The organism is Halomonas sp. ND22Bw (assembly GCF_003011945.1).
Lineage (GTDB): Bacteria > Pseudomonadota > Gammaproteobacteria > Pseudomonadales > Halomonadaceae > Halomonas > Halomonas halophila.
In genome coordinates this window covers 16,928-35,970 of the sequence record NZ_PXWD01000012.1, presented here as the reverse complement: position 1 = coordinate 35,970, position 19,043 = coordinate 16,928, and the positions used below count along the sequence as shown (strand labels likewise).

Here is a 19,043-nt window from a genome sequence, read left to right as displayed (position 1 = left end):
GCAAGCCCGGTCCTTCCCACCTCGCCCACCGAGACCCCGCATGCCCACGGCACTGATCCTGCTCGACGTCCAGAACCTCTACTACACCAGCCGCCAGGCCCACGGGCGCAACGTCGACTACAACGCTCTCTGGGCCCGCGCCACCGAGGGCCGGCGGGTCGGCCGCGCCCTCGCCTACGCCATCGACCGCGGCGACGAGAAACAGCGCCAGTTCCAGAACATCCTTCGCGCCATCGGCTTCGAGGTGAAGCTCAAGCCCTTCATCCGGCGCGCCGACGGCTCGGCCAAGGGCGACTGGGACGTGGGCATCACCCTGGACGCCATCGACCATGCCAGTGAGGCCGACTTGGTGGTGCTGATCTCCGGCGACGGCGACTTCGCGCCGCTGGTCGACAGGCTGCGCGAACGGTTCGGGGTCGAGGTGGAGGTGTTCGGCGTGCCCGCCTATACCGCCGACGCCCTGATCCGCTCGGCCGACCGCTTCGTGCCCGTCGAGGGCCCGCTGCTGATGGGCCATGCCAACCGCTAGCCGGCCCTGTGACGGGGCCCATGTCGTATTGGCCTTGTATCATGACGCTGCGAGAACGCCCTGCCCCGGGCGGAACCGCATCATGAAGCGGCACAATTCGACAACACACGGTTCCCACCATGGTTTATACCAGCGCCATCCTGCTGAGCCTGATCGGCTACTTCGTCATCGGCCACCTGGCCGGACGACGGGTCAAGCACCTCGACGACTATCTGGTCGCGGGACGCAACGCCCCGACCTTCCTCATCCTCGGCACCCTGGTCGCCAGCTACCTGAGCACCAGCGCCTTTCTCGGCGAGACCGGCTTCGCCTACCAGGGCTATCCCTTCGTGATGCTGATCTTCGCCGCCATCAGCACCTCCGGCTGCCTGCTGGGCGCGCTGGCCTTCGGCCGCTACCTGCGCCGCAGCGGTGCCCTGACCGTGCCGGAGTTCTTCGGCAAGCGCTTCGCCTCCAAGCGCGTGCAGCGGATCGCCGGCCTGACCACGGTGCTCGGCCTGGGCGCCTACCTGCTGGGCGTGATGCAGGGCGCCGGCATCATGTTCCAGGAACTCACCGGCCTGCCCTACTGGGTCGGCCTGGTGCTGGTCTGGCTGACCTACACCGGCTTCATCCTCTACTCCGGCTCGCCGGGCGTGATGCTGACCGACACCATCATGTTCGTGATCTTCTCGGTAGCGGCGCTGGGCGGCTCGATCTACATCATCCATGACCTGGGCGGCTGGCACGGCGTGGTCGAGGGCCTGCTGACCCAGAGCGACAAGCCCGGCATCGCGCTCTGGCATGGCGTACTGCAGGGCGACGACGCGGCCTTCGCCACGCCGGGCGAAGCGCTGACCTGGGGCCTGACCCTGGGCCTGGTGTGGGCCGCCGTACTGGCGGCGAGCCCCTGGCAGTCCAGCCGTTACCTGATGGCGCGCAACGAACACGTGGTCATGCGCTCGGCCATGCTCACCGCGGTATCGCTGGCGGTCTTCTATGCCCTGATGATGATGACCGGCGCGGCCATCAACCTCTACGACCCGACCCTGAACGGCGAACGCGCCATGGTGTGGGCCGCCCTCAACGTGCTGCCGACCTGGCTCGGCGTGGTGATCCTCACCGGCGTCTTCGCCGCCGGCCTGTCGTCCTGCTCGACCTTCCTGTCGATCATCGGCTTCAGCATCTCCAACGACATCATGCCGGCCAACAGCAGCGAGGCCGCGGCCATGCGCACCAGCCGCTTCGCGGTGCTGGGCGCCGGCCTGATCGCCCTGATCCTGGCGCTGTTTCAGCCGCCGGCGGTGATGGCCGTGGTGTGGTTCGCCGCGACCCTGTTCGCCTCGTCCTGGGGCCCGGTGGCGCTGATGAGCATCTGGAGCCGTCGCATCACCGCCGCCGGCGCCGGCTGGGGCCTGACGGTCGGCTTCGTCGGCAACCTCATCCTGTCGCTGATGGTGCAGGCCGAGTGGCTGACGCTGCCGACCTATCTGCACCCGGTGCTGCTCAGCACGCTGATGGCGCTGGTGGCGATCGCCGTGGCCTCGTCGATGACCCGGGTCAGCCAGGCCGAGAGCGACTATCGGGCCTTCCTGCATCGCGACGACGAGCACGAGCCTGCCGGCTGGGCCGCCGGTTCCCGCGGCGTCGCCGTGTTCACCATGCTGGCGGGCGTCGGCGTCGGCGCCTTCCTGTGGCGCCAGTACGCCGACACCCTGGCCGAGCTGGCCGGCCGCTTCGGCATTGCCGAGTCCGCGGTCACCGGCGCCTATGCCCTGGCCATCGGCTGCGGCGGCATGCTGGTGATCGCCGGCGCCGTGGGCTATCGCGTGGTGCGCAGCCGCCACGCAGCGGCCCGTCAGGCCAGCACCGCCAACGCCTGACCCTTCCGCCTTTCCGGCGCCGGCCCCCTGCGGGCAGCGGCGCCGGCCCCTCCGTTCGAGCCCATCGCGCCCAAGGCCGATGGGCTCACGTCATTATCGAACGCCGCCCTGTCGCTTGCGTCGACGGCAATCAACGCCATGGGGGACTACACTGCAGCGCAGCATGGCGACCGAGAACGGAGACGAGCCACATGACGAACGGCACCCCGACGGCAGCGCGCAAGCGCATCGACCTGGCGCTGCAGGGCGGCGGCTCCCACGGCGCCTTGACCTGGGGCGTGCTCGACCGCCTGCTGGAAGACGACCGGCTGGAAATCGATGCCATCAGCGGCACCAGCGCGGGGGCCATGAACGCCGTGATGCTCGCCGACGGCCTGCATCGCAACGGCCGCGACGGTGCCCGCGAGGCACTGCGCGATTTCTGGCAGGCGGTGAGCCGGCTGTCGCGCTTCTCACCGCTACGCCGCACCTTCTGGGACCGGCTGGTAGGCAACGACAGCCTCGATCACTCACCGGGCTACCTGTTCATGGAGGGGCTGACCCGACTGGTCGACCCGGCACGCCTCAACCCGCTGGGCATCAACCCGCTGCGCGACCTGATCAGGGAGCAGGTGGACTTCGAACGCGTCAACGCCTGCGGGCAGGTCAAGGTGTTCGTCAATGCCACCAACGTGCGCACCGGCCGCGCGACGATCTTCCGCCAACCCCACCTGTCGCTGGACACCCTGATGGCCTCGGCCTGCCTGCCCACCCTGTTCCCGGCCGTGGAGATCGACGGCGAGGCCTACTGGGACGGCGGCTACAGCGGCAATCCGGCGCTCTACCCGCTGGTCGACAACCGCGGCTGCAGCGACCTGGTGGTGGTGCAGGTCAATCCGCTGGTGCGCCGCCAGCTGCCCGGCAGCGCCCGGGAGATCATCAACCGGGTCAACGAGATCACCTTCAACTCGAGCCTGATCAAGGAGCTGCGCAGCATCCAGCTGTTACAGCGGCTGATCGAGGTCGAGGGCCTGGAGCTCGAGCGCGTGCGCGCGATGCGCCTGCACCTGATCCACGCCGAGCAGGACGTCCAGGAGCTCAGTGCCTCAAGCAAGATGAACGCCGAGTGGGAATTCATCTCGCGGCTGCACGACCAGGGACGCGCCTGGGCCGAACGCTGGCTCGACGCAAACTTCGATGCCCTCGGCCGGCACTCCTCCTTCGACCTCGATGCGGTCTTCGACGACACCTTCAGCCCGCTCACCTATCCCGACGACGCCTGCCCCGACGCGGCGAAGCCCGATGACGACGAGCACGGCGACCGTCGCCAAGCCTGATCCCACACCGCCACGCTGATATCCCAGCCCCGCGGCCAAATGCCGCGGGACACCGAGCGGCGCTCGCTTGTCCGCCCCCGACAGGCGACATAGAATCGCCGCCATGACTCACAAGCGCCCTTTCATCTTCCTGCTGGCCATTCCGGTGGTCCTGATCCTGGCTCTTGCCGGCTTCATCTTCGGCGGCCAGGCGCTCTCCGACAGCGGCCTCGATCGCAGGATCCAGCAGGCCCTGGCCGACGAGCTAGGCGCCAGCGGCGAGATCGAACTCAAGAACCTGCAGGAAGTCCAGTACGGCTACGGCATCTGCGGCCTGTATCGCACCGAGGACGCGGAGCATGGCTACGCCTCCTTCTTCTACGATACCAACGCCGACCGCCTCACCCTGGACATCACCTCGCGCCGCTATCAGTCGCATTGCAGCCTGTCGGCCGTGTGCTGATTCCTCGGCCGCGTCCCGAACGGAGACACTACACCATGCCAAGCGCAAGACGCACCGCTCGCCAGTCCCGCCGAATGGCGCTGGGCCTGCTGACGGCCCTGATGACGACCGCCACCGTGCAGGCCGCCGAGCTGGACGTCAGCGACGCCCGCCTGCGGCTGATGCCGGGCGACCTGCCCGCCGCCGGCTATTTCCGGTTGCATAACGCTGGCGACGAGAGCGTCACCCTGACCGGCGCCGACAGCGACGCCTTCGAGCGCGTCATGCTGCACCGGACGGTGCAGGAAGACGGCATGTCGAGCATGCACGGCGTCTCCGAACTCGAGGTCGCGCCCGGCGACACCCTCGAGTTCGCGCCCAAGGGCTATCACCTGATGCTGATGCAGCGTAGCCAGCCGCTGGCCGTAGGCGACGCACTCGAGGTCACGCTGACGTTCGCCGACGCGCCGCCCCTGCCGGTGACCTTCGACGTGGTGTCTCCCGCCGCGCTGTAGTCGAGATACAGTTCGCCATGAGAGTGACCATGACCGCCACCCCGACCCGCCGGACGCTTGCTCGCTGGACCCTGCCGATGCTGGCCGCGCTGACGCTGGCCGGCTGCAGCGACCAGAACTGGCGCACCACCGACGTCTCCGAGATCATGCCGGCCCTCGACTTCACCCTGGTCGACGAGGACGGCGAGACGGTGCAGGCCGACGACTATCTCGGCAAGACCACGCTGCTGTACTTCGGCTACACCCACTGCCCGGACGTCTGCCCGACCACCCTGGCACGACTCTCGGCGGCTACCCACCAGCTCGACGAATCCCTCCGTGACGACGTTCAGGTGCTGTTCGTCTCGGTGGACCCGGACCGCGACACCCCCGAGGTCATGGGCCGCTATGCCGATGCCTTCGGGCCCCAGTTCGTCGGCCTCACCGGCGAGACCGAGCAGATCGATGCGCTGACCAACCGATATCGCATCACCTATTCCTACGACGAGCCGGACGCCGACGGCCGCTACGACGTCACCCACTCCAGCGCGGTCTTCGCCTTCGACCCGCAGGGCGATGCCCAGCTGCTGATGCGCGACAGCGACCCGCTGGACAACATCGTTGCCGATATCGAGCGCCTGGCCACCCAGAGCTGACGCCCAACGCCGGGCCATGGCAAGGTCTCTCGAAGAGTGTGAGCCTCCCCGGGCCGCCGCTCGCTTCAGGCACCGCGACCTCGCCGTGCCGCCTGAAGCGAGCGGCAAGCCCATTCCTGCGCCAGTTCGGGGTCCTCGAACAGCGCTTCCGGCGCCTGACGGTAGGAAAGCCTCACCACCTTGCCGCGGCGCAGGTACTCGAAGGCCGGCAGCCCCTCGCGTTCGAAGTCCTCGACGTTCCCCGCATCCGTCTTGAGGTACAGCGTCTCATCGACCACCAGGGCAAACATCACCCCATCGTGATAGACCCCGTGACCGCCGAACATGCGCCGCAGATCGATCGGCCCCAGCCGTACGAACACATCGCGCAGATACTCCGTGTACTCGCTCATGACAGCTCTCCATCAGGATAATGATCCATACGTCAGCTTGAATGCTTCCATTACCTGACGGTCACGTAGCGTATTCAGGAAGTGGATAGAGAATGACCCTGACAGACGGCAAGCGCTTGCCGCTGCCTCACGCCTTTCACTTCCAGACTGGTGCCTTGCCGCCGGCTTCGTGCGCAATCTTGTCTGGGACACGCTGCATCAATTCACATCCATCACACCGCTGAACGATATCGATCTTGTCTACTTCGACCCATCGGATATATCCGCAAGCCGAGACCGGGATCTTGAACATCGCCTTTCCCATATTCTCCATGTTCCCTGGTCGGTGAAGAATCAGGCCCGAATGCACACCAGAAACGGTGACAGCCCCTACACGTCAACTTCAGATGCCATGAGCCAATGGGTTGAGGTCGAAACGGCAGTTGGTGCCACCTTGAAAAATGGCCAAGACATTTCGCTCATCTCCCCCTTTGGACTCAAGGCGTTATTCGAACTCACGGTCACGCTGAACCCCAACAATCCGAAGCCACATGCACTCGATAAACGTTTGAGCGATAAGCGTTGGCTGGAAACCTGGCCCAAACTCTCGGTCAAAACATGAAAGACAAAACGCTCTTTTTCTGTCGCTGGCAAGCCACCCCGAATTTCGTTGTACACTTGCAGACTCGATAATCCACGAGAGGAACCCGATGAGCACCGACGACCTGAAGGATTTCGAACGATCCATGCACGAGGAGATCGACGCCTTCCTCGAAGCCGAATCACAGCCCGCCAGACCGCAGAAGACGACCCGGCCCGCCGCCAAGAAGCCCCAGCCGCCCAGGGCCTCCGCCAGCGAGATGAAGACCGGCCATATCGTCAAGCTTGCCGTACGCACCAAGCAGCTGGAGATGGACACCGCCTTCGAGTACCACTCCACCAGCATCTCCAAGCTCGAGGCTCAGATGGAAGCCGAGAAGGCCGCCAACAAGGCCGGCTATCCGATCATCGGTTACGTGATCGATATCCAGCGGGTGTGATCGCGGCCACCACCGACGCGGCGCTCCTCGCCTCGATGCCCGGTCCTTTTGATGCACCAGGCTACTGCCCTGCTTCCCGGGACGGTTCCGCTTCCTCGAGCGGGGGCCATGAAGGAGGTTGCCGATCGAGGCCCACCACCCTGCCGGCTCACGACGTCTGCAGTGCCCGCTCTTCCTTGCGATGCTGCAGCGGCGAGGTGCCGAAACAGCGCTTATAGTCGCGGCTGAACTGCGACACGCTGCGATAGCCCACCGCCTCCGCGGCCTGATTGACGTTGCTGGCTTCCTGCACCAGCAGCTGCTGGGCCTTGATCAGCCGCAGTCGCTTCAGGTACTGCAGCGGCGACGCCTGGGTGACCTGCTTGAAGTGCTGATGGAAGGTCGTGGGACTCATGCTGGCCTGGCGCGCCAGATCCTCGACCGACACGTCATCCGCATAATGGGCATGCAGCCACGACAGCACCTGCACGATACGCGAATAGTGCCCCTGATGATGCACCAGCGCTCGCAGCGCCCCACCCTGTCGACCGCGAAGCGCCTCGAAGACCACGTCGCGCACCCGCTGTGGCCCCATGGCCGCGATCTCGTCCGGGTCGTGCAGCGTACGCAGCAATCGCTCCACCGCGCCTTCCATGCCGGCCGACATCGAGACCGAGTCCATGGGCACCGGCGACGCCTCTTCCCCTGTCTTTTCGGCCATGGCCGCCACCAGCTCGCCGAGCAGTGCCGGATCCAGGCGAACCGATACGCCCAGCAGCGGCGCCTCCAGCGAGGCATGGGTCTCGCACTCGAAGGGCAGCGGCAGCGTCTGCACCAGGTACTGGCCGGGGCCATAATGAATCTCGCGGTCGCCGAGATATCCGATCTTGTACCCCTGGGCGACGATGATCAGGCTGGGATCATAGATCAGCGGCGTGCGTGGCACCGGTCGGCGCGAGGCCATCAGCGTGACGCCCGGCAGCCGCGTCGGGGTATAGCCGTCACGCTCGACCAGCGGCGAAATCAGCTCGATCAGAGGGCAGGTACGGGGCACGGACGGACGTCTCCTGTGAAGGTGATGGCGAGATGATCGTGACAATTTTACCCACTATCGCATCCACCGGTCGCCCCATGGCGAAGGATTTGACAAAAATGACGGAGAAACGTCGACCCGATGCCGGCGCCTGGCATCCATAATGCTCGAGCGATTCGCCGAGGTGCCTTGGGCACCTCGAGCCCTCACTACCCGCCAGGAGGATGCTTCATGAGTCAGACCAACGCTTACGCGGCCTTCGCCGCCGACAAGCCGCTGGCCCCGTTCAGCGTCGAGCGTCGCCAGCCTCGCCCGGACGACGTCGCCATCGAGATCCTCTACTGCGGCGTCTGCCACAGCGACCTGCACTTCGCCCGCAATGACTGGGGCATGACCCGCTACCCGCTCGTGCCGGGTCACGAGATCGTCGGCCGCGTGACCGCCGTCGGCGACGAGGTCAGCCAACACCAGGTCGGCGATATCGTCGGCGTGGGCTGCATGGTCGATTCCTGCCGTCACTGTCAGCCCTGTGAGGACGGTAACGAGCAGTACTGCCTGAACGGTTTCACCATGACCTACGGCAGCGACGATCGCCACGACGGCAGCCTCACCCAGGGCGGTTACGCCGACCAGATCGTGGTCAGCGAGCACTTCGTGCTGCGCATGCCCGAGGGCATCGACCTGGCCTCCGCCGCACCGATCCTGTGCGCGGGCATCACCACCTACTCGCCGCTCAAGCACTACGGCGTCAAGCCGGGCCACAAGGTCGGCGTGATCGGCATGGGCGGCCTCGGGCACATGGGCGTCAAGCTCGCCAAGGCGCTGGGCGCCGAGGTCACGGTGTTCACCCGCTCCGAGGCCAAGGTCGAGGAAGCCCGCCGTCATGGCGCCCACCACGTGGTGGTCTCCACCGACGAGGAGCAGATGGCGGCGGTCGCCGAGACCTACGACTTCATGCTCGATACCGTACCGGTGCAGCACGACCTCAATCCTTACCTGGCGGCGCTGAAATACGACGGCACCCACATCCTGGTGGGCCTGCTCGACCCGATCGAGCCGGCGGTGCAAGGCGCCAACCTGGTGTTCAAGCGCCGCGTGCTGGCCGGCTCGCTGATCGGTGGCATCGAGGAGACCCAGGAGCTGCTGGATTTCTGCGCCGAACACGACATCCGCTGCGATATCGAGACGGTGAACATCCAGGACATCAACACCGCCTTCGAGCGCATGGAGAAGGGCGACGTCCGCTACCGCTTCGTCATCGACATGGCCTCGCTCAAGGAATGAGGCACTGAGCGCTCACCCGCCGGCCGTCTCCCCGAGGCGGCCGGCGGCGTCATGGCCGCGGCTCGCTGGCCGATGATCGTCGCCATGGCGTAGGCTTTGAACCGCAGCGATCTCGCCATCCCCCACCAGGAGAGCACGACATGCAGTCACGCTACTTCACCATCCACGCCCACCCCGAAGGCACGCCGGAACGCGATCTCTTCGAGCTGGAAACCGCCGAACTGCCGGCGCTGGCCGAGGGCGAGGTCCGGGTGCGCAACACCTGGCTCTCGGTGGATCCTTACATGCGCGGACGCATGACCGGTGTAACCACCTATATCGCGCCTTTCACGCTGGGGGCGCCGCTGGAAGGCGCCGCCATCGGCGAGGTGATCGAGTCACGCGCCGAAGCCTTTCCCACAGGCACCAAGGTCCGCCACATGGGCGGCTGGCGCGACGTCGCCCAGCTTCCCGCCGAGGGGTGTGAGCGCCTGCCCGCCTTCGACGTGCCGGAGCAGGCCTACCTGGGCGTGCTGGGCATGCCCGGCATGACCGCCTGGGCCGGCCTGAACCGCATCGCCGAGATGAAGCAAGGCGACAACGTGCTGGTCAGCGGGGCCGCCGGCGCGGTGGGCTCGCTGGCCGTGCAGCTGGCCAAGGCCAGGGGCGGCACCGTGGTCGGCATCGCCGGCTCCCAGGACAAGCTCGACTGGCTCGAGGCCCACGGCGTCAAGGCGGTCAGCTACAAGGGCCGCGACGCCGCCCAGCTCACCGCGGCGCTCAACGAGGCCTGCCCCGAGGGCTTCGACGTCTACTACGAGAACGTCGGCGGCGTATGCCTCGAGGCAGCGCTGAACACCCTGAAGGTCGGCGCGCGCATCGCGGTGTGCGGGCTGATCACCGGCTACAACGAGGCCACACCGAGCCCCGGCCCCAGCAACCTGGCGATGGTGCTGATTCGTCGTGCGCGCATGGAAGGCTTCATCGTCTTCGACCACTGGGCCCATTACCCGACGTTCCTCGAGGAAGTCGGCCCCCAGGTGGTCACCGGCCGGCTCGACCACGAGGAAACCGTGGAAGACGGCCTGGAGCGCACCCCGGATGCCTTCCTCAAGCTGTTCGAGGGCGCCAACCGCGGCAAGATGCTGGTTAGGCTGTGAGACATGAGCCGGTGGCGGTGATCCTGGCCGCCGGCGCTTCCCGGCGCTTCGGTGCCACGGACAAGCGTCTGGCCCGACTGCCCTCGGGCCGGACGCTGCTGGCCGCCACGCTCGCCACGGCGTCGGTGGTCTTTCCGCATCTGCGGGTAGTGCTGCGCGAGGACGACGACCTCGTCGCCCTCGGCCTGGCGCCCGACACGCCGATCCTGCGCGCGCCCCGTGCCGTGGACGGCCTCGGCGCCAGCCTGGCCGACGCCTTCGCCTCACTGGCCGCCGATCCCGCCCTGGCCGAGGCGCCCGCCGCCGCGGTGCTGCTCGGCGACATGCCAGACATCGCCCCCGCGACGCTCGTGTCACTGAGCGATCGGGCCGCCCCCGGACGCATCGTCCGCCCCCGGCACGCCGGCCGACCGGGCCATCCGGTGCTGTTCGGCCGCGACTTCTGGACGGAGCTTGCCGCCCTCGACGGCGACGAGGGCGCACGGCGCGTCATCGCCCACCATCGCGACTGCAGCCATGAGATCGGGGTCGACGATCCCGGCATCCATCTCGATGTCGACGCGCCCGACGATCTCGCCGCCCTGTGGCACGAGGGCGACGACTAGACTGACCGGATGCGCAAGCACCAAGAACGACAAGAGGAGAACGACCCGTGACGACCCTCACCATCAACGGGCAGACCCACGAGGTGGATGCCCCGGCCGACATGCCCCTGCTGTGGGCGATTCGCGATCTCGTCGGCTTCACCGGCACCAAGTACGGCTGCGGTCGCGGCCTGTGCGGCGCCTGCACCGTTCATCTGGACGGCCAGGCCACCCGCAGCTGCATCACCCCGATTGCCGCGGTGGGCGATCGCGAGATCATCACCATCGAGGCCATCGGCGACGACCCGACCGGGGCCAGCGTGCAACAGGCCTGGCGCGAGCTCGACGTGGTCCAGTGCGGCTACTGCCAGTCCGGCCAGATCATGTCGGCGACCGCCCTGCTGCAGGGCAATCCCGCGCCGGACGACAGCGCCATCGACGGCGCCATGAGCGGTAACATCTGCCGCTGCGCCACCTATGCCCGCATTCGTGCCGCCATCCACGAGGCCGCGGCCTCCCTCGGCCAGGAGGTGTCCTGATGCACGTCTTGAAGCAGCACGCCCAGTCCCGCGCCGCGGCCCTGTCGACGATCAACGTCAGCCGCCGCGGCTTCATGAAGGGCGCCTCCGGGCTCGCCCTGGGGCTCTACATCGCCCCGCTGCTGGGCCATAACGGCCAGGCCCGGGCCGCCGGCGACAACGGCGAGTTCGCCCCCAACGCCTTCGTCCGCGTGACGCCGGAAGGCGAAGTGGTGGTGATCGCCAAGCACATCGAGATGGGTCAGGGCACCTACACCGGGCTCGCCACCCTGGTCGCCGAGGAACTGGACGCCGACTGGGCCTCGGTGCGCGTCGAGGGCGCCCCGGCCGATACCCAGCGCTACCAGAACCTCGCCTTCGGCATCCAGGGCACCGGCGGCAGCACCTCCATCGCCAACTCCTTCGAGCAGATGCGACAGGCCGGTGCCAAGGCCCGGGCCATGCTGGTGGGCGCCGCCGCCGAGCGGCTCGACGTCCCGCCGGGCAGCCTCAGCGTCAGCCAGAGCAAGGTCATCCACGAGGCCTCCGGGCGCGAGCTCGGCTTCGGCGAGCTGGCCGAGGCCGCCGCCGACCAGCCGGTGCCCGACGAGGTCACGCTGAAGTCGCCCGAGCAGTTCACGCTGATCGGCAAGCAGCGGCTGATGCGCCAGGACAGCCCGGCCAAGACCGACGGCAGCGCCCGCTTCACTCAGGACGTCCAGCTCGATGGCATGCTGATCGCCGTGCCGGCGCATCCGCCGCGCTTCGGCAGCCGGCTGACCGGCGTCGACGACACCGAGGCGCTCGAGGTGCCGGGCGTGGTGGCCAGCGTGCGCTTTCCCTCCCCGACCCGCGACGGCGACCTGGTCGCGGTGCTGGCCACCAACACCTGGGCCGCCATCAAGGGCCGCGACGCCCTGACCCTCGAATGGGACGACAGCCAGGCGTTCACCATGGGCAGCGAGGCGCTCGAGGCCGACTACCGCGAGCGCGCCGGCCAACCCGGCGACACGGTCACCGACCGAGGCGACGCCAGCGCGGCACTCAACGAGGCCGACCAGGTCATCGAGGCCGACTACGTGGTGCCCTACCTGGCCCATGCCGCCATGGAGCCGCTCAACTGCGTGGTCGACCTGCAGGACGATCACGTCAACATCCTCAACGGCGAGCAGTGGCAGACCCTCGATCAGCAACAGGTCGCCAAGCTGCTCGATCTGCCCCCGGAACAGGTACGCATCCAGCAGCTGTTCGCCGGCGGCAGCTTCGGCCGGCGGGCCAATCCGGTCAGCGACTACGTGCTGGAGGCCGCGGCCATCGCCCAGGCCGCCCGTGACCAGGGCCAGGCCGTGCCGATCAAAATGGTCTGGACCCGCGAGGACGACACCCGCGGCGGCCACTATCGCCCCTTCAACTATCACCGCGCCCGCCTCGCCCTGGACGCCGACGGCAACCTGACCGCCTGGCACCAGCGCCTGGTCGGCCAGTCGATCATGACCGACACGCCGATGGAATCGATGATGGTCAAGGACGGTATCGATCCCACCTCGGTGGAGGGCGTCGCCGAACTGGCCTACGGCGTGCCGTCGCTCAACGTCGAGCTGCACACGCCGAGCGATATCGGCGTGCCGGTACAGTGGTGGCGCTCCGTGGGCCATACCCACACCGGCTTCTCCACCGAGAGCCTGATCGACGAGGCCGCCGTGGCGGCCGGCCAGGACCCTTACCGGTACCGCCGCGAGCGGCTCCATGAGCGCCCGCGCTGGCAGGGCGTGCTCGACCTGGCGGCCGAGAAGGCCGGCTGGTCGACGCCGCTGGAAGGCGGCGCAGAAGGCGGCGCAGAAGGCGGCGCAGAAGGCGTGAAGCGTGGCCGCGGCATCGCCGTCCACGAGTCGCGCCCGCGCTGGCAGGGCGTGCTCGACCTGGCGGCCGAGAAGGCCGGCTGGTCGACGCCGCTGGAAGGCGGCGCAGAAGGCGGCGCAGAAGGCGGCGCAGAAGGCGTGAAGCGTGGCCGCGGCATCGCCGTCCACGAGTCGCGCCCGCGCTGGCAGGGCGTGCTCGACCTGGCGGCCGAGAAGGCCGGCTGGTCGACGCCGCTGGAAGGCGGCGCAGAAGGCGGCGCAGAAGGCGGCGCAGAAGGCGTGAAGCGTGGCCGCGGCATCGCCGTCCACGAGTCCTTCGCCAGCTACGTCGCCCAGGTCGCCGAGGTCTCGGTCGACGCCGACGGCCAGCTCAAGGTCGACCGGGTGGTGTGCGCGGTGGACTGCGGCCTGGCGATCAACCCGGACATGGTCCGCGCCCAGATGGAAGGCGGCATCGGCTTCGCCCTGGCGGCGGCGCTGCACAGCGAGCTGACCCTCGACGACGGCCAGGTGCAGCAGTCGAACTTCCATGACTTCCAGGTGCTGCGCCTGAACGAGATGCCCGAGATCGAGGTGCATATCGTGCCGTCCGCCGAGGCGCCGACCGGCGTCGGCGAGCCCGGCGTGCCGCCGCTGGCACCGGCGGTGACCAACGCCATCTTCGCCGCCACCGGCCAGCGCATTCGTCGGCTGCCGATCGCCAACCAGCTGAAGGGCTGACCATGCGCGCACTGGACGTGGACGTGGTCGAGGCCGCGCGGCGCTGGCACGCCGAGGGTCATGACCTGTGGTGGTGCACGGTGCTCTCGACCTTCGGCTCGGCGCCGCGCGAACCGGGCGCCCTGCTGGTCGGCCGGGCCGACGGCCGCCATGTGGGCTCGCTGTCCGGCGGCTGCGTGGAGGAGGATTTCCTGGAACGGCTCGCGGCAGGCGACTTCCGCGCGCCGGCCCAGGTCATCGCCTACGGCGACGGCGCCGATGCGCTGCACGGCAGCCGGGTGAGCCTGCCCTGCGAGGGGCGGCTCGAGGTGCTGATCGAGCACTGGCCGGCCGGCGCCGCGTCGGTGGCCGACAAGCTCGAGGCCTACGCCGAGGCGCTGCAGGGCGGCCAGCTGCTGGAGCGCCGCGTGGCCCTCGACGGCGGCGAGAGCCACTGGCAGCTGGCGGCGGCCATGGGACCGGGCGTGACGCGCGAGGCAGAAGCGGTAAGCATCCACGTCGGCCCCGCCGCGCGGCTGCTGGTCGCCGGCCTCTCGCCGGTCAGCCAGTTCTGCGTACAGTTCGGCCTGGCGCTGGGCTTCGAGGTGGTGGTGTGCGATCCGCGCCCCGAGGCCTGGGAAGGCATCGAGCTCGGCGATGCCCACGGCCACCGCGAGCTGCCGAGCGAGTTCCTGCGCCGCGAGGGGGCGCACCGCATGACGGCAGTGGTCGCCGTCACCCACGATCCGCGTCTGGACGACCTGACCATGCTCGAGGCCGTGCGCGGTGACGCCTTCTACATCGGCGTCATGGGTTCCCGGCGCACCTCGGAGAAGCGTGCCGAGCGTCTCAGGCGCAGCGGCGGCATCGACGAGGCGGCCCTCGAACGCATCCACATGCCGATCGGCCTGGATCTCGGCAGCAAGACGCCGGCCGAGATCGCCCTGGCGACGGTGAGCGACATCGTGCGGGTGATGCGCGGGAAGTGACGGGCATTCAGTCCAACGAGCGCTCATCAACGAACGAGGCCCCGCTTGGCGGGGCCTTGTTCGTTCCGGCAAGAAGCCAGCGTGGCGGCGGGCGCCTATCAGCTGGTGGCTTCCCGGGCCAGCGACAGAGCGTCGCCGGAAACATCGACATGGGTCTCGGCGCTGTGGCTCAGCAGGCTGGCGCGAGCCTCCTTCATGGCCCAGCTGTCGCCATCGGCCTGGTCGACATCGACCTGCACGTTCGAGGCCTGATGACTCGGCGCCGAGAGCGGCTGCTGGTTGAGCTGCAGGGCACGCTCGGAGGCGTTGTCGTGAGCCTGGGCGGCCAGCGGCAGGGCAGCGATCAGCAGAGCTGAAAGGGTCAGTTTGGTGTTCATGAAGCATCTCCTTCGAAAGGCAATGAATGTTGGATAACGGAGCGAACTCGGTCGCCTGGCGTCGTGTTAGCTGGTCGCCTGCTTGGCCAGGGTCAGCGGATCGCCGGAAACATCGATGTGAGTCTCGTCGCTGTGGCTCGGCAGGCTGGCGCGAGCCTCCTTCATGGCCCAGCTGTCGCCATTGGCCTGGTCGACATCGACCTGCACGTTCGAGGCCTGGTGGCTCGGCGCCGAGAGCGGCTGCTGGTTGAGCTGCAGGGCACGCTCGGAGGCGTTGTCGTGAGCCTGGGCGGCCAGCGGCAGTGCGGCGATCAGCAGGGCGGAAAGGGTCAGTTTGGTGTTCATGATGGGCCTCCTTCGGGCGCGGGATGAGGTGAAAGTTGGCGTGTCTCGATGACTTGTTAGAAAGCTTACAGTTCAATATTTACGAACAAAAGCGGCTTAAATCGAAATATATTTTCGATTTAATAGAATGAAATAACGAGTGACAGGTGCCGGCCCAGGGGGCACGTGAACGCAGAGAGGCACGGGCGGTTGCCCGTGCCTCTCTAGGTGGCGAACGGCGACGCGTCACCGCGCCATCGGAAGGTTCAGCCGTGGGACTTGCGGGCGACGATCGTCCAGGAACTCGACCCCATCACGATCCTGCCGCCCTGCTCGAAGGACGTCAGCGCCTTGCGCAGCGCCGCCTCGATGTCGGGACGCTGCCGCTCGGCCTCCTCGCCGGCCTCGCGGAACACCTCGCCCGCCGGCCCCAGCGCCAGCTGGAAACGCACCGCCTCCTCCACCGAGTCGCCCACCTCGACCGGGCCGTCGTTGCGGCCGAAACCGATGTCGGTAAAGCCGGCGATCTTGAGCTGCTGGCGGACCGTGTCGGGATCGGCCATCGAGAAGGGCCCGGGGCCACAGCTGCGCGCGTTGTCACCGGGAGGCGGCAGGAAGTCGAGCACCACCTCCTTCGGCAGCCCCAGCTAGGGATTGTCGGCGATATCGCGCCAGACGATGAACACCAGCTCCCCGCCGGGCTTCAGGGCCTGGAAGACGTTGCGCATGGCGGGGACCGGATGCTCGAAGAACATCATGCCGAAGCGCGAGAAGCACAGGTCGAAGTGCGCGGCGAAGGCGTAGCGCTCGACATCGGCGGCCTCGAAGCGCAGGTTGCGAACACCGGCTTGCTCGGCGCGGCGGCGGGCGTCCTCGAGAAAGGCGTCGACGCAGTCGATGCCCAGCACCTCGCCCTCGGGGCCGGTCATTCGCGCAAGCTGAATGGCGGTATCGCCCCAGCCGCAACCCACGTCGAGAATGCGCGAGCCGGGGGACAGCTCCAGCTCCTCGAGGGCCACCCGGCTGTGGTAGCTGAGGCCATTCATCAGGATGTGCTGGTAGCGGTTGAACTTGTCGGCCAGCGTATCGTTCCAGAAGGCGACGTAGTCGCTGGGCGAGGACATCCCGGCCGACGGCGGGGATGGGGAGGATGAGGAGGGAAAAGCGGAAGGCGTGCTCATGACGGTCTCCCTTGGCGTGCCGGATGGCACGTCCGAAGAACAGGAACCGCATGTCGGCAGGAGACCGTCCCTATCGCCCCTGTCGGCATCGCGGGGCTCGTTCTCTTAGTTCTAGCAGGTGCGCGTTATATGAGCAGGCTCGGCGGTCGGCCCCGAGGCGAACGCCCGGTGACACACGCAAGCGCCCTCCCGGAATCGGGAGGGCGCGGAGACCGTGCGCCGATGTTCAGCTCAGGTGATGAACCTCCTGCAGGCCATAGACGGGCGTGGGGATGCCCTCCAGCCGGGCCTTGAGCTGCAGTGCCAGGTACTGGGAGTAGTGACGGGACTGATGCAGGTTGCCACCGTGGAACCACAGCGCCTGCTGCTGGGTCGGCTTCCACATGTTGCGCAGCTCGCCTTCCCAGGGGCCCGGATCCTTGGGCGTGTCGGAGCCCATGCCCCAGCACTTGCCGACCTTGTCGGCGACGTCCTGGGAGATGATCCGCGCCGCCCAGCCGTTCATCGAGCCGTAGCCGGTGGCGTAGACGATCAGGTCCGCGGGCAGCTCCGAGCCGTCGGTCAGGGTCACCGAGTGCGGGTTGATGCGCTCGATGCTCACACCGCTGCGCAGCTTGATGTCGCCGTTGGCCACCAGATCACAGGCGCCCACGTCGATGTAGTAGCCGGAGCCGCGACGCAGGTACTTCAGGAACAGGCCGGAGTCGTCGGCGCCGAAGTCGAGCAGGAAGCCGGCCGCCTCGAGCCTGCGATAGAAGTCGGCGTCACGCTCGCGGATGGCGTCGAAGGCCGGACGCTGGAAGTCCGGCAGCACCTTGTAGGGAATCGAGGCGAAGATCAGGTCGGCCTTGTGGTGATCGATGCCGTTCTGCAGCGCCTGTTCGGAGTAAAGCGGCCCCAGCGCCTCTTCCATCAGCGAATCGGACTTCACCACGTGGGTGGAGGAGCGCTGCAGCATGGTCACGTCGGCATCGTGCTCCCACAGCGCCGCGCAGATGTCGTGGGCGGAGTTGTTGGCCCCCACCACCACGACCTTCTTGCCGCGATAGGCATCCGGCCCCGGGTGCTGGCTGGAGTGCTGCTGTTCGCCCTCGAAGGTCTCGGCACCGGGGAACTGCGGCACGTTGGGCATGCCGGACATGCCGGTGGCCAGCACCAGCTGCTTCGGCCGCAGGGTCACGCGCTCGCCGTCGCGATTGACCTCGACCACCCACTCGCCGCTGTCCTCGTCGAAGCGCGCGCTCTCGCACTCGGTAGAGCTCCAGTAGTTGATCTCCATGACCTTGGTGTACATCTCCAGCCAGTCGCCGACCTTGTCCTTGGGCGCGAACACCGGCCAGTTGTCCGGGAAGGGAATGTAGGGCATGTGGTCGTACCACACCGGGTCGTGCAGGCACAGCGACTTGTAGCGATTGCGCCAGGAATCCCCCGCCCGCGGATTCTTCTCGATCACGATGGTCGGCACGTTCATCTGCCGCAGGCGCGCCGCCAGGCCGATGCCACCCTGGCCGCCGCCGATGATCACGCAGTAGGGCTGACGCTGGTAGCCGAGCTCGGCCTCCTCGCGCTGGCGGGCCTCCAGCCAGGTCTCGCGCGCCTTGTTGGCACCGTGCTCGGCGCCCATGGGACGCTGAAGACCGCTGGGTTCGGGAAAATCCTTGAGCTCGCGCATGGCGGTCAGCAGCGTCCAGCAGCGGCCGTCCTTCAGGCGCAGCAGGCCCTTGCCCCGTGCCTCGGCGGTCTCGAAGGTGAACCAGGCCTCGACGACGCCAGCGGCCTCGCCGGCCTCGCCGTCCAGCTGCCAGTTCGAGGGCGCGACGCGATCCAGCGTCGCGTCGAGCATCGACTGGATCTCGTCCGGGCCTTCCAGCGTCTTGAGGTTCCAGGTGAAGGCGATCAGGTCGCGCCAGTAGCATTCCTCGCCGAACAGCGAGAGAACCCGCGCGATATCGCGTTGCGTCAGGGCGGCATCGAAGTCGTCGAGCCATTGCCGGGCGATCTGAGTGGGCGTGCGTGCGGTCATGGCGTATCTCCGCTTGTTATTGGTGATGTGTGCTCGTTGTCGGCTCACGCCCCCAGTCACTCGCAGCATTCGTGCCAGATCGTCGGGCATCGACAACAAACCACTGATAAAGAAGGTAAAACCGCACCCAGCACGGGCCGGATCGATAGGCCAGTGCACGGCGCGATGTCACAGCTGTACCCCGTACGCCGTGACAGCCCGCGTTACACCTGTCACCCCCGACCAAGGACGAAGCCCGCGCCGATTGACGCCCGCGCGCAGCGGCATAGGCTGAACGGAGCGCATCGACACATCACAACAACATCACAAGAGCCGCCATCAGGCGGCCCGAGCGGAGGCAGCCTTGGCTCTGCAACCCGAGAAAC

General features: G+C 67.6%; 21 protein-coding genes. 14 read left to right on the top strand and 7 right to left on the bottom strand.

Annotated features, from left to right (window positions below; genetic code table 11):
• Positions 1-40 precede the first annotated feature (40 nt).
• The 6 genes from CVH10_RS14095 to CVH10_RS14070 all read left to right on the top strand — a co-directional run bounded on the left by CVH10_RS14095 (position 41) and on the right by CVH10_RS14070 (position 5,278).
• Positions 41-529 carry an NYN domain-containing protein gene (locus tag CVH10_RS14095; protein ID WP_106489011.1) on the top strand — a complete coding sequence of 163 codons (489 nt, stop codon included), beginning with the start codon at positions 41-43 and terminating at the stop codon, positions 527-529.
• A gap of 119 nt (positions 530-648) precedes the next feature.
• Entirely contained in the window at positions 649-2,391 is a 1,743-nt protein-coding gene (locus CVH10_RS14090) for a sodium:solute symporter (RefSeq protein WP_035595591.1), read from the top strand.
• Positions 2,392-2,582: 191 nt separating this feature from the next.
• Positions 2,583-3,707, top strand: a complete 1,125-nt coding sequence (locus tag CVH10_RS14085; protein WP_106489010.1) for a patatin-like phospholipase family protein — start codon at positions 2,583-2,585, stop codon at positions 3,705-3,707.
• 103 nt (positions 3,708-3,810) lie between these two features.
• Positions 3,811-4,149, top strand: coding sequence for a hypothetical protein (locus tag CVH10_RS14080; protein ID WP_035595593.1), 339 nt, complete (start codon positions 3,811-3,813; stop codon positions 4,147-4,149).
• 35 nt (positions 4,150-4,184) lie between these two features.
• The gene (locus tag CVH10_RS14075) at positions 4,185-4,643 is read left to right on the top strand and encodes a copper chaperone PCu(A)C (protein WP_035595595.1); all 459 of its coding nucleotides are present in this window, start codon (positions 4,185-4,187) and stop codon (positions 4,641-4,643) included.
• Between the two features lie 29 nt (positions 4,644-4,672).
• Positions 4,673-5,278 (top strand): SCO family protein, encoded by a 606-nt coding sequence (locus CVH10_RS14070; protein ID WP_369335808.1) that lies wholly within the window; start codon positions 4,673-4,675, stop codon positions 5,276-5,278.
• Positions 5,279-5,343: 65 nt separating this feature from the next.
• Here CVH10_RS14070 and CVH10_RS14065 read toward each other — a convergent pair whose 3' ends face one another.
• Positions 5,344-5,670: a TfoX/Sxy family protein gene (locus CVH10_RS14065; protein WP_106489009.1), complete on the bottom strand. Its 327-nt coding sequence runs from the start codon at positions 5,668-5,670 to the stop codon at positions 5,344-5,346.
• An 85-nt stretch (positions 5,671-5,755) separates the two neighbouring features.
• On the opposite strand from CVH10_RS14065, the gene CVH10_RS14060 reads away from it, so the two are divergent.
• Both CVH10_RS14060 and CVH10_RS14055 read left to right on the top strand, forming a co-directional pair.
• Positions 5,756-6,271: a nucleotidyltransferase family protein gene (locus CVH10_RS14060; RefSeq protein ID WP_106489008.1), complete on the top strand. Its 516-nt coding sequence runs from the start codon at positions 5,756-5,758 to the stop codon at positions 6,269-6,271.
• Between the two features lie 88 nt (positions 6,272-6,359).
• Positions 6,360-6,689: a hypothetical protein gene (locus CVH10_RS14055; protein WP_106489007.1), complete on the top strand. Its 330-nt coding sequence runs from the start codon at positions 6,360-6,362 to the stop codon at positions 6,687-6,689.
• Positions 6,690-6,837: 148 nt separating this feature from the next.
• Here the strand turns inward: CVH10_RS14055 and CVH10_RS14050 are convergent, their stop codons facing one another.
• Entirely contained in the window at positions 6,838-7,722 is an 885-nt protein-coding gene (locus tag CVH10_RS14050) for an AraC family transcriptional regulator (RefSeq protein WP_106489006.1), read from the bottom strand.
• 210 nt (positions 7,723-7,932) lie between these two features.
• On the opposite strand from CVH10_RS14050, the gene CVH10_RS14045 reads away from it, so the two are divergent.
• From CVH10_RS14045 to CVH10_RS14015, 6 genes are all read left to right on the top strand, one after another.
• Complete coding sequence (locus CVH10_RS14045) at positions 7,933-8,985, top strand: NAD(P)-dependent alcohol dehydrogenase (protein WP_035595605.1); 1,053 nt, start codon at positions 7,933-7,935, stop codon at positions 8,983-8,985.
• A gap of 140 nt (positions 8,986-9,125) precedes the next feature.
• Complete coding sequence (locus CVH10_RS14040; RefSeq protein ID WP_106489005.1) at positions 9,126-10,124, top strand: NADP-dependent oxidoreductase; 999 nt, start codon at positions 9,126-9,128, stop codon at positions 10,122-10,124.
• A complete protein-coding gene (locus CVH10_RS14035; RefSeq protein ID WP_106489004.1) occupies positions 10,121-10,729 on the top strand; it encodes a nucleotidyltransferase family protein in 609 nt (202 codons plus the stop codon). The genes CVH10_RS14040 and CVH10_RS14035 overlap by 4 nt, the downstream gene beginning before the upstream one ends.
• A 47-nt stretch (positions 10,730-10,776) precedes the next feature.
• A complete protein-coding gene (locus CVH10_RS14030; RefSeq protein ID WP_106489003.1) occupies positions 10,777-11,247 on the top strand; it encodes a (2Fe-2S)-binding protein in 471 nt (156 codons plus the stop codon).
• Positions 11,247-13,805, top strand: a complete 2,559-nt coding sequence (locus CVH10_RS14025) for a molybdopterin cofactor-binding domain-containing protein (RefSeq protein WP_369335807.1) — start codon at positions 11,247-11,249, stop codon at positions 13,803-13,805. Before CVH10_RS14030 ends, CVH10_RS14025 begins: the two co-directional genes overlap by 1 nt.
• Before the next feature lie 2 nt (positions 13,806-13,807).
• On the top strand, positions 13,808-14,773 hold the full coding sequence (locus CVH10_RS14015; RefSeq protein WP_106489002.1) for an XdhC family protein: 966 nt from the start codon (positions 13,808-13,810) through the stop codon (positions 14,771-14,773).
• A gap of 98 nt (positions 14,774-14,871) precedes the next feature.
• Here the strand turns inward: CVH10_RS14015 and CVH10_RS14010 are convergent, their stop codons facing one another.
• From CVH10_RS14010 to CVH10_RS13995, 5 genes are all read right to left on the bottom strand, one after another.
• Positions 14,872-15,150 (bottom strand): hypothetical protein, encoded by a 279-nt coding sequence (locus CVH10_RS14010; RefSeq protein ID WP_106489001.1) that lies wholly within the window; start codon positions 15,148-15,150, stop codon positions 14,872-14,874.
• A 66-nt stretch (positions 15,151-15,216) separates the two neighbouring features.
• Positions 15,217-15,495, bottom strand: coding sequence for a hypothetical protein (locus CVH10_RS14005; RefSeq protein WP_106489000.1), 279 nt, complete (start codon positions 15,493-15,495; stop codon positions 15,217-15,219).
• 245 nt (positions 15,496-15,740) lie between these two features.
• Entirely contained in the window at positions 15,741-16,100 is a 360-nt protein-coding gene (locus tag CVH10_RS26535; RefSeq protein ID WP_219924707.1) for a hypothetical protein, read from the bottom strand.
• A 21-nt stretch (positions 16,101-16,121) separates the two neighbouring features.
• Positions 16,122-16,655 (bottom strand): class I SAM-dependent methyltransferase, encoded by a 534-nt coding sequence (locus CVH10_RS26530; RefSeq protein WP_219924706.1) that lies wholly within the window; start codon positions 16,653-16,655, stop codon positions 16,122-16,124.
• A 226-nt stretch (positions 16,656-16,881) separates the two neighbouring features.
• Complete coding sequence (locus tag CVH10_RS13995; RefSeq protein WP_106488999.1) at positions 16,882-18,678, bottom strand: NAD(P)/FAD-dependent oxidoreductase; 1,797 nt, start codon at positions 18,676-18,678, stop codon at positions 16,882-16,884.
• Positions 18,679-19,043: the final 365 nt, after the last annotated feature.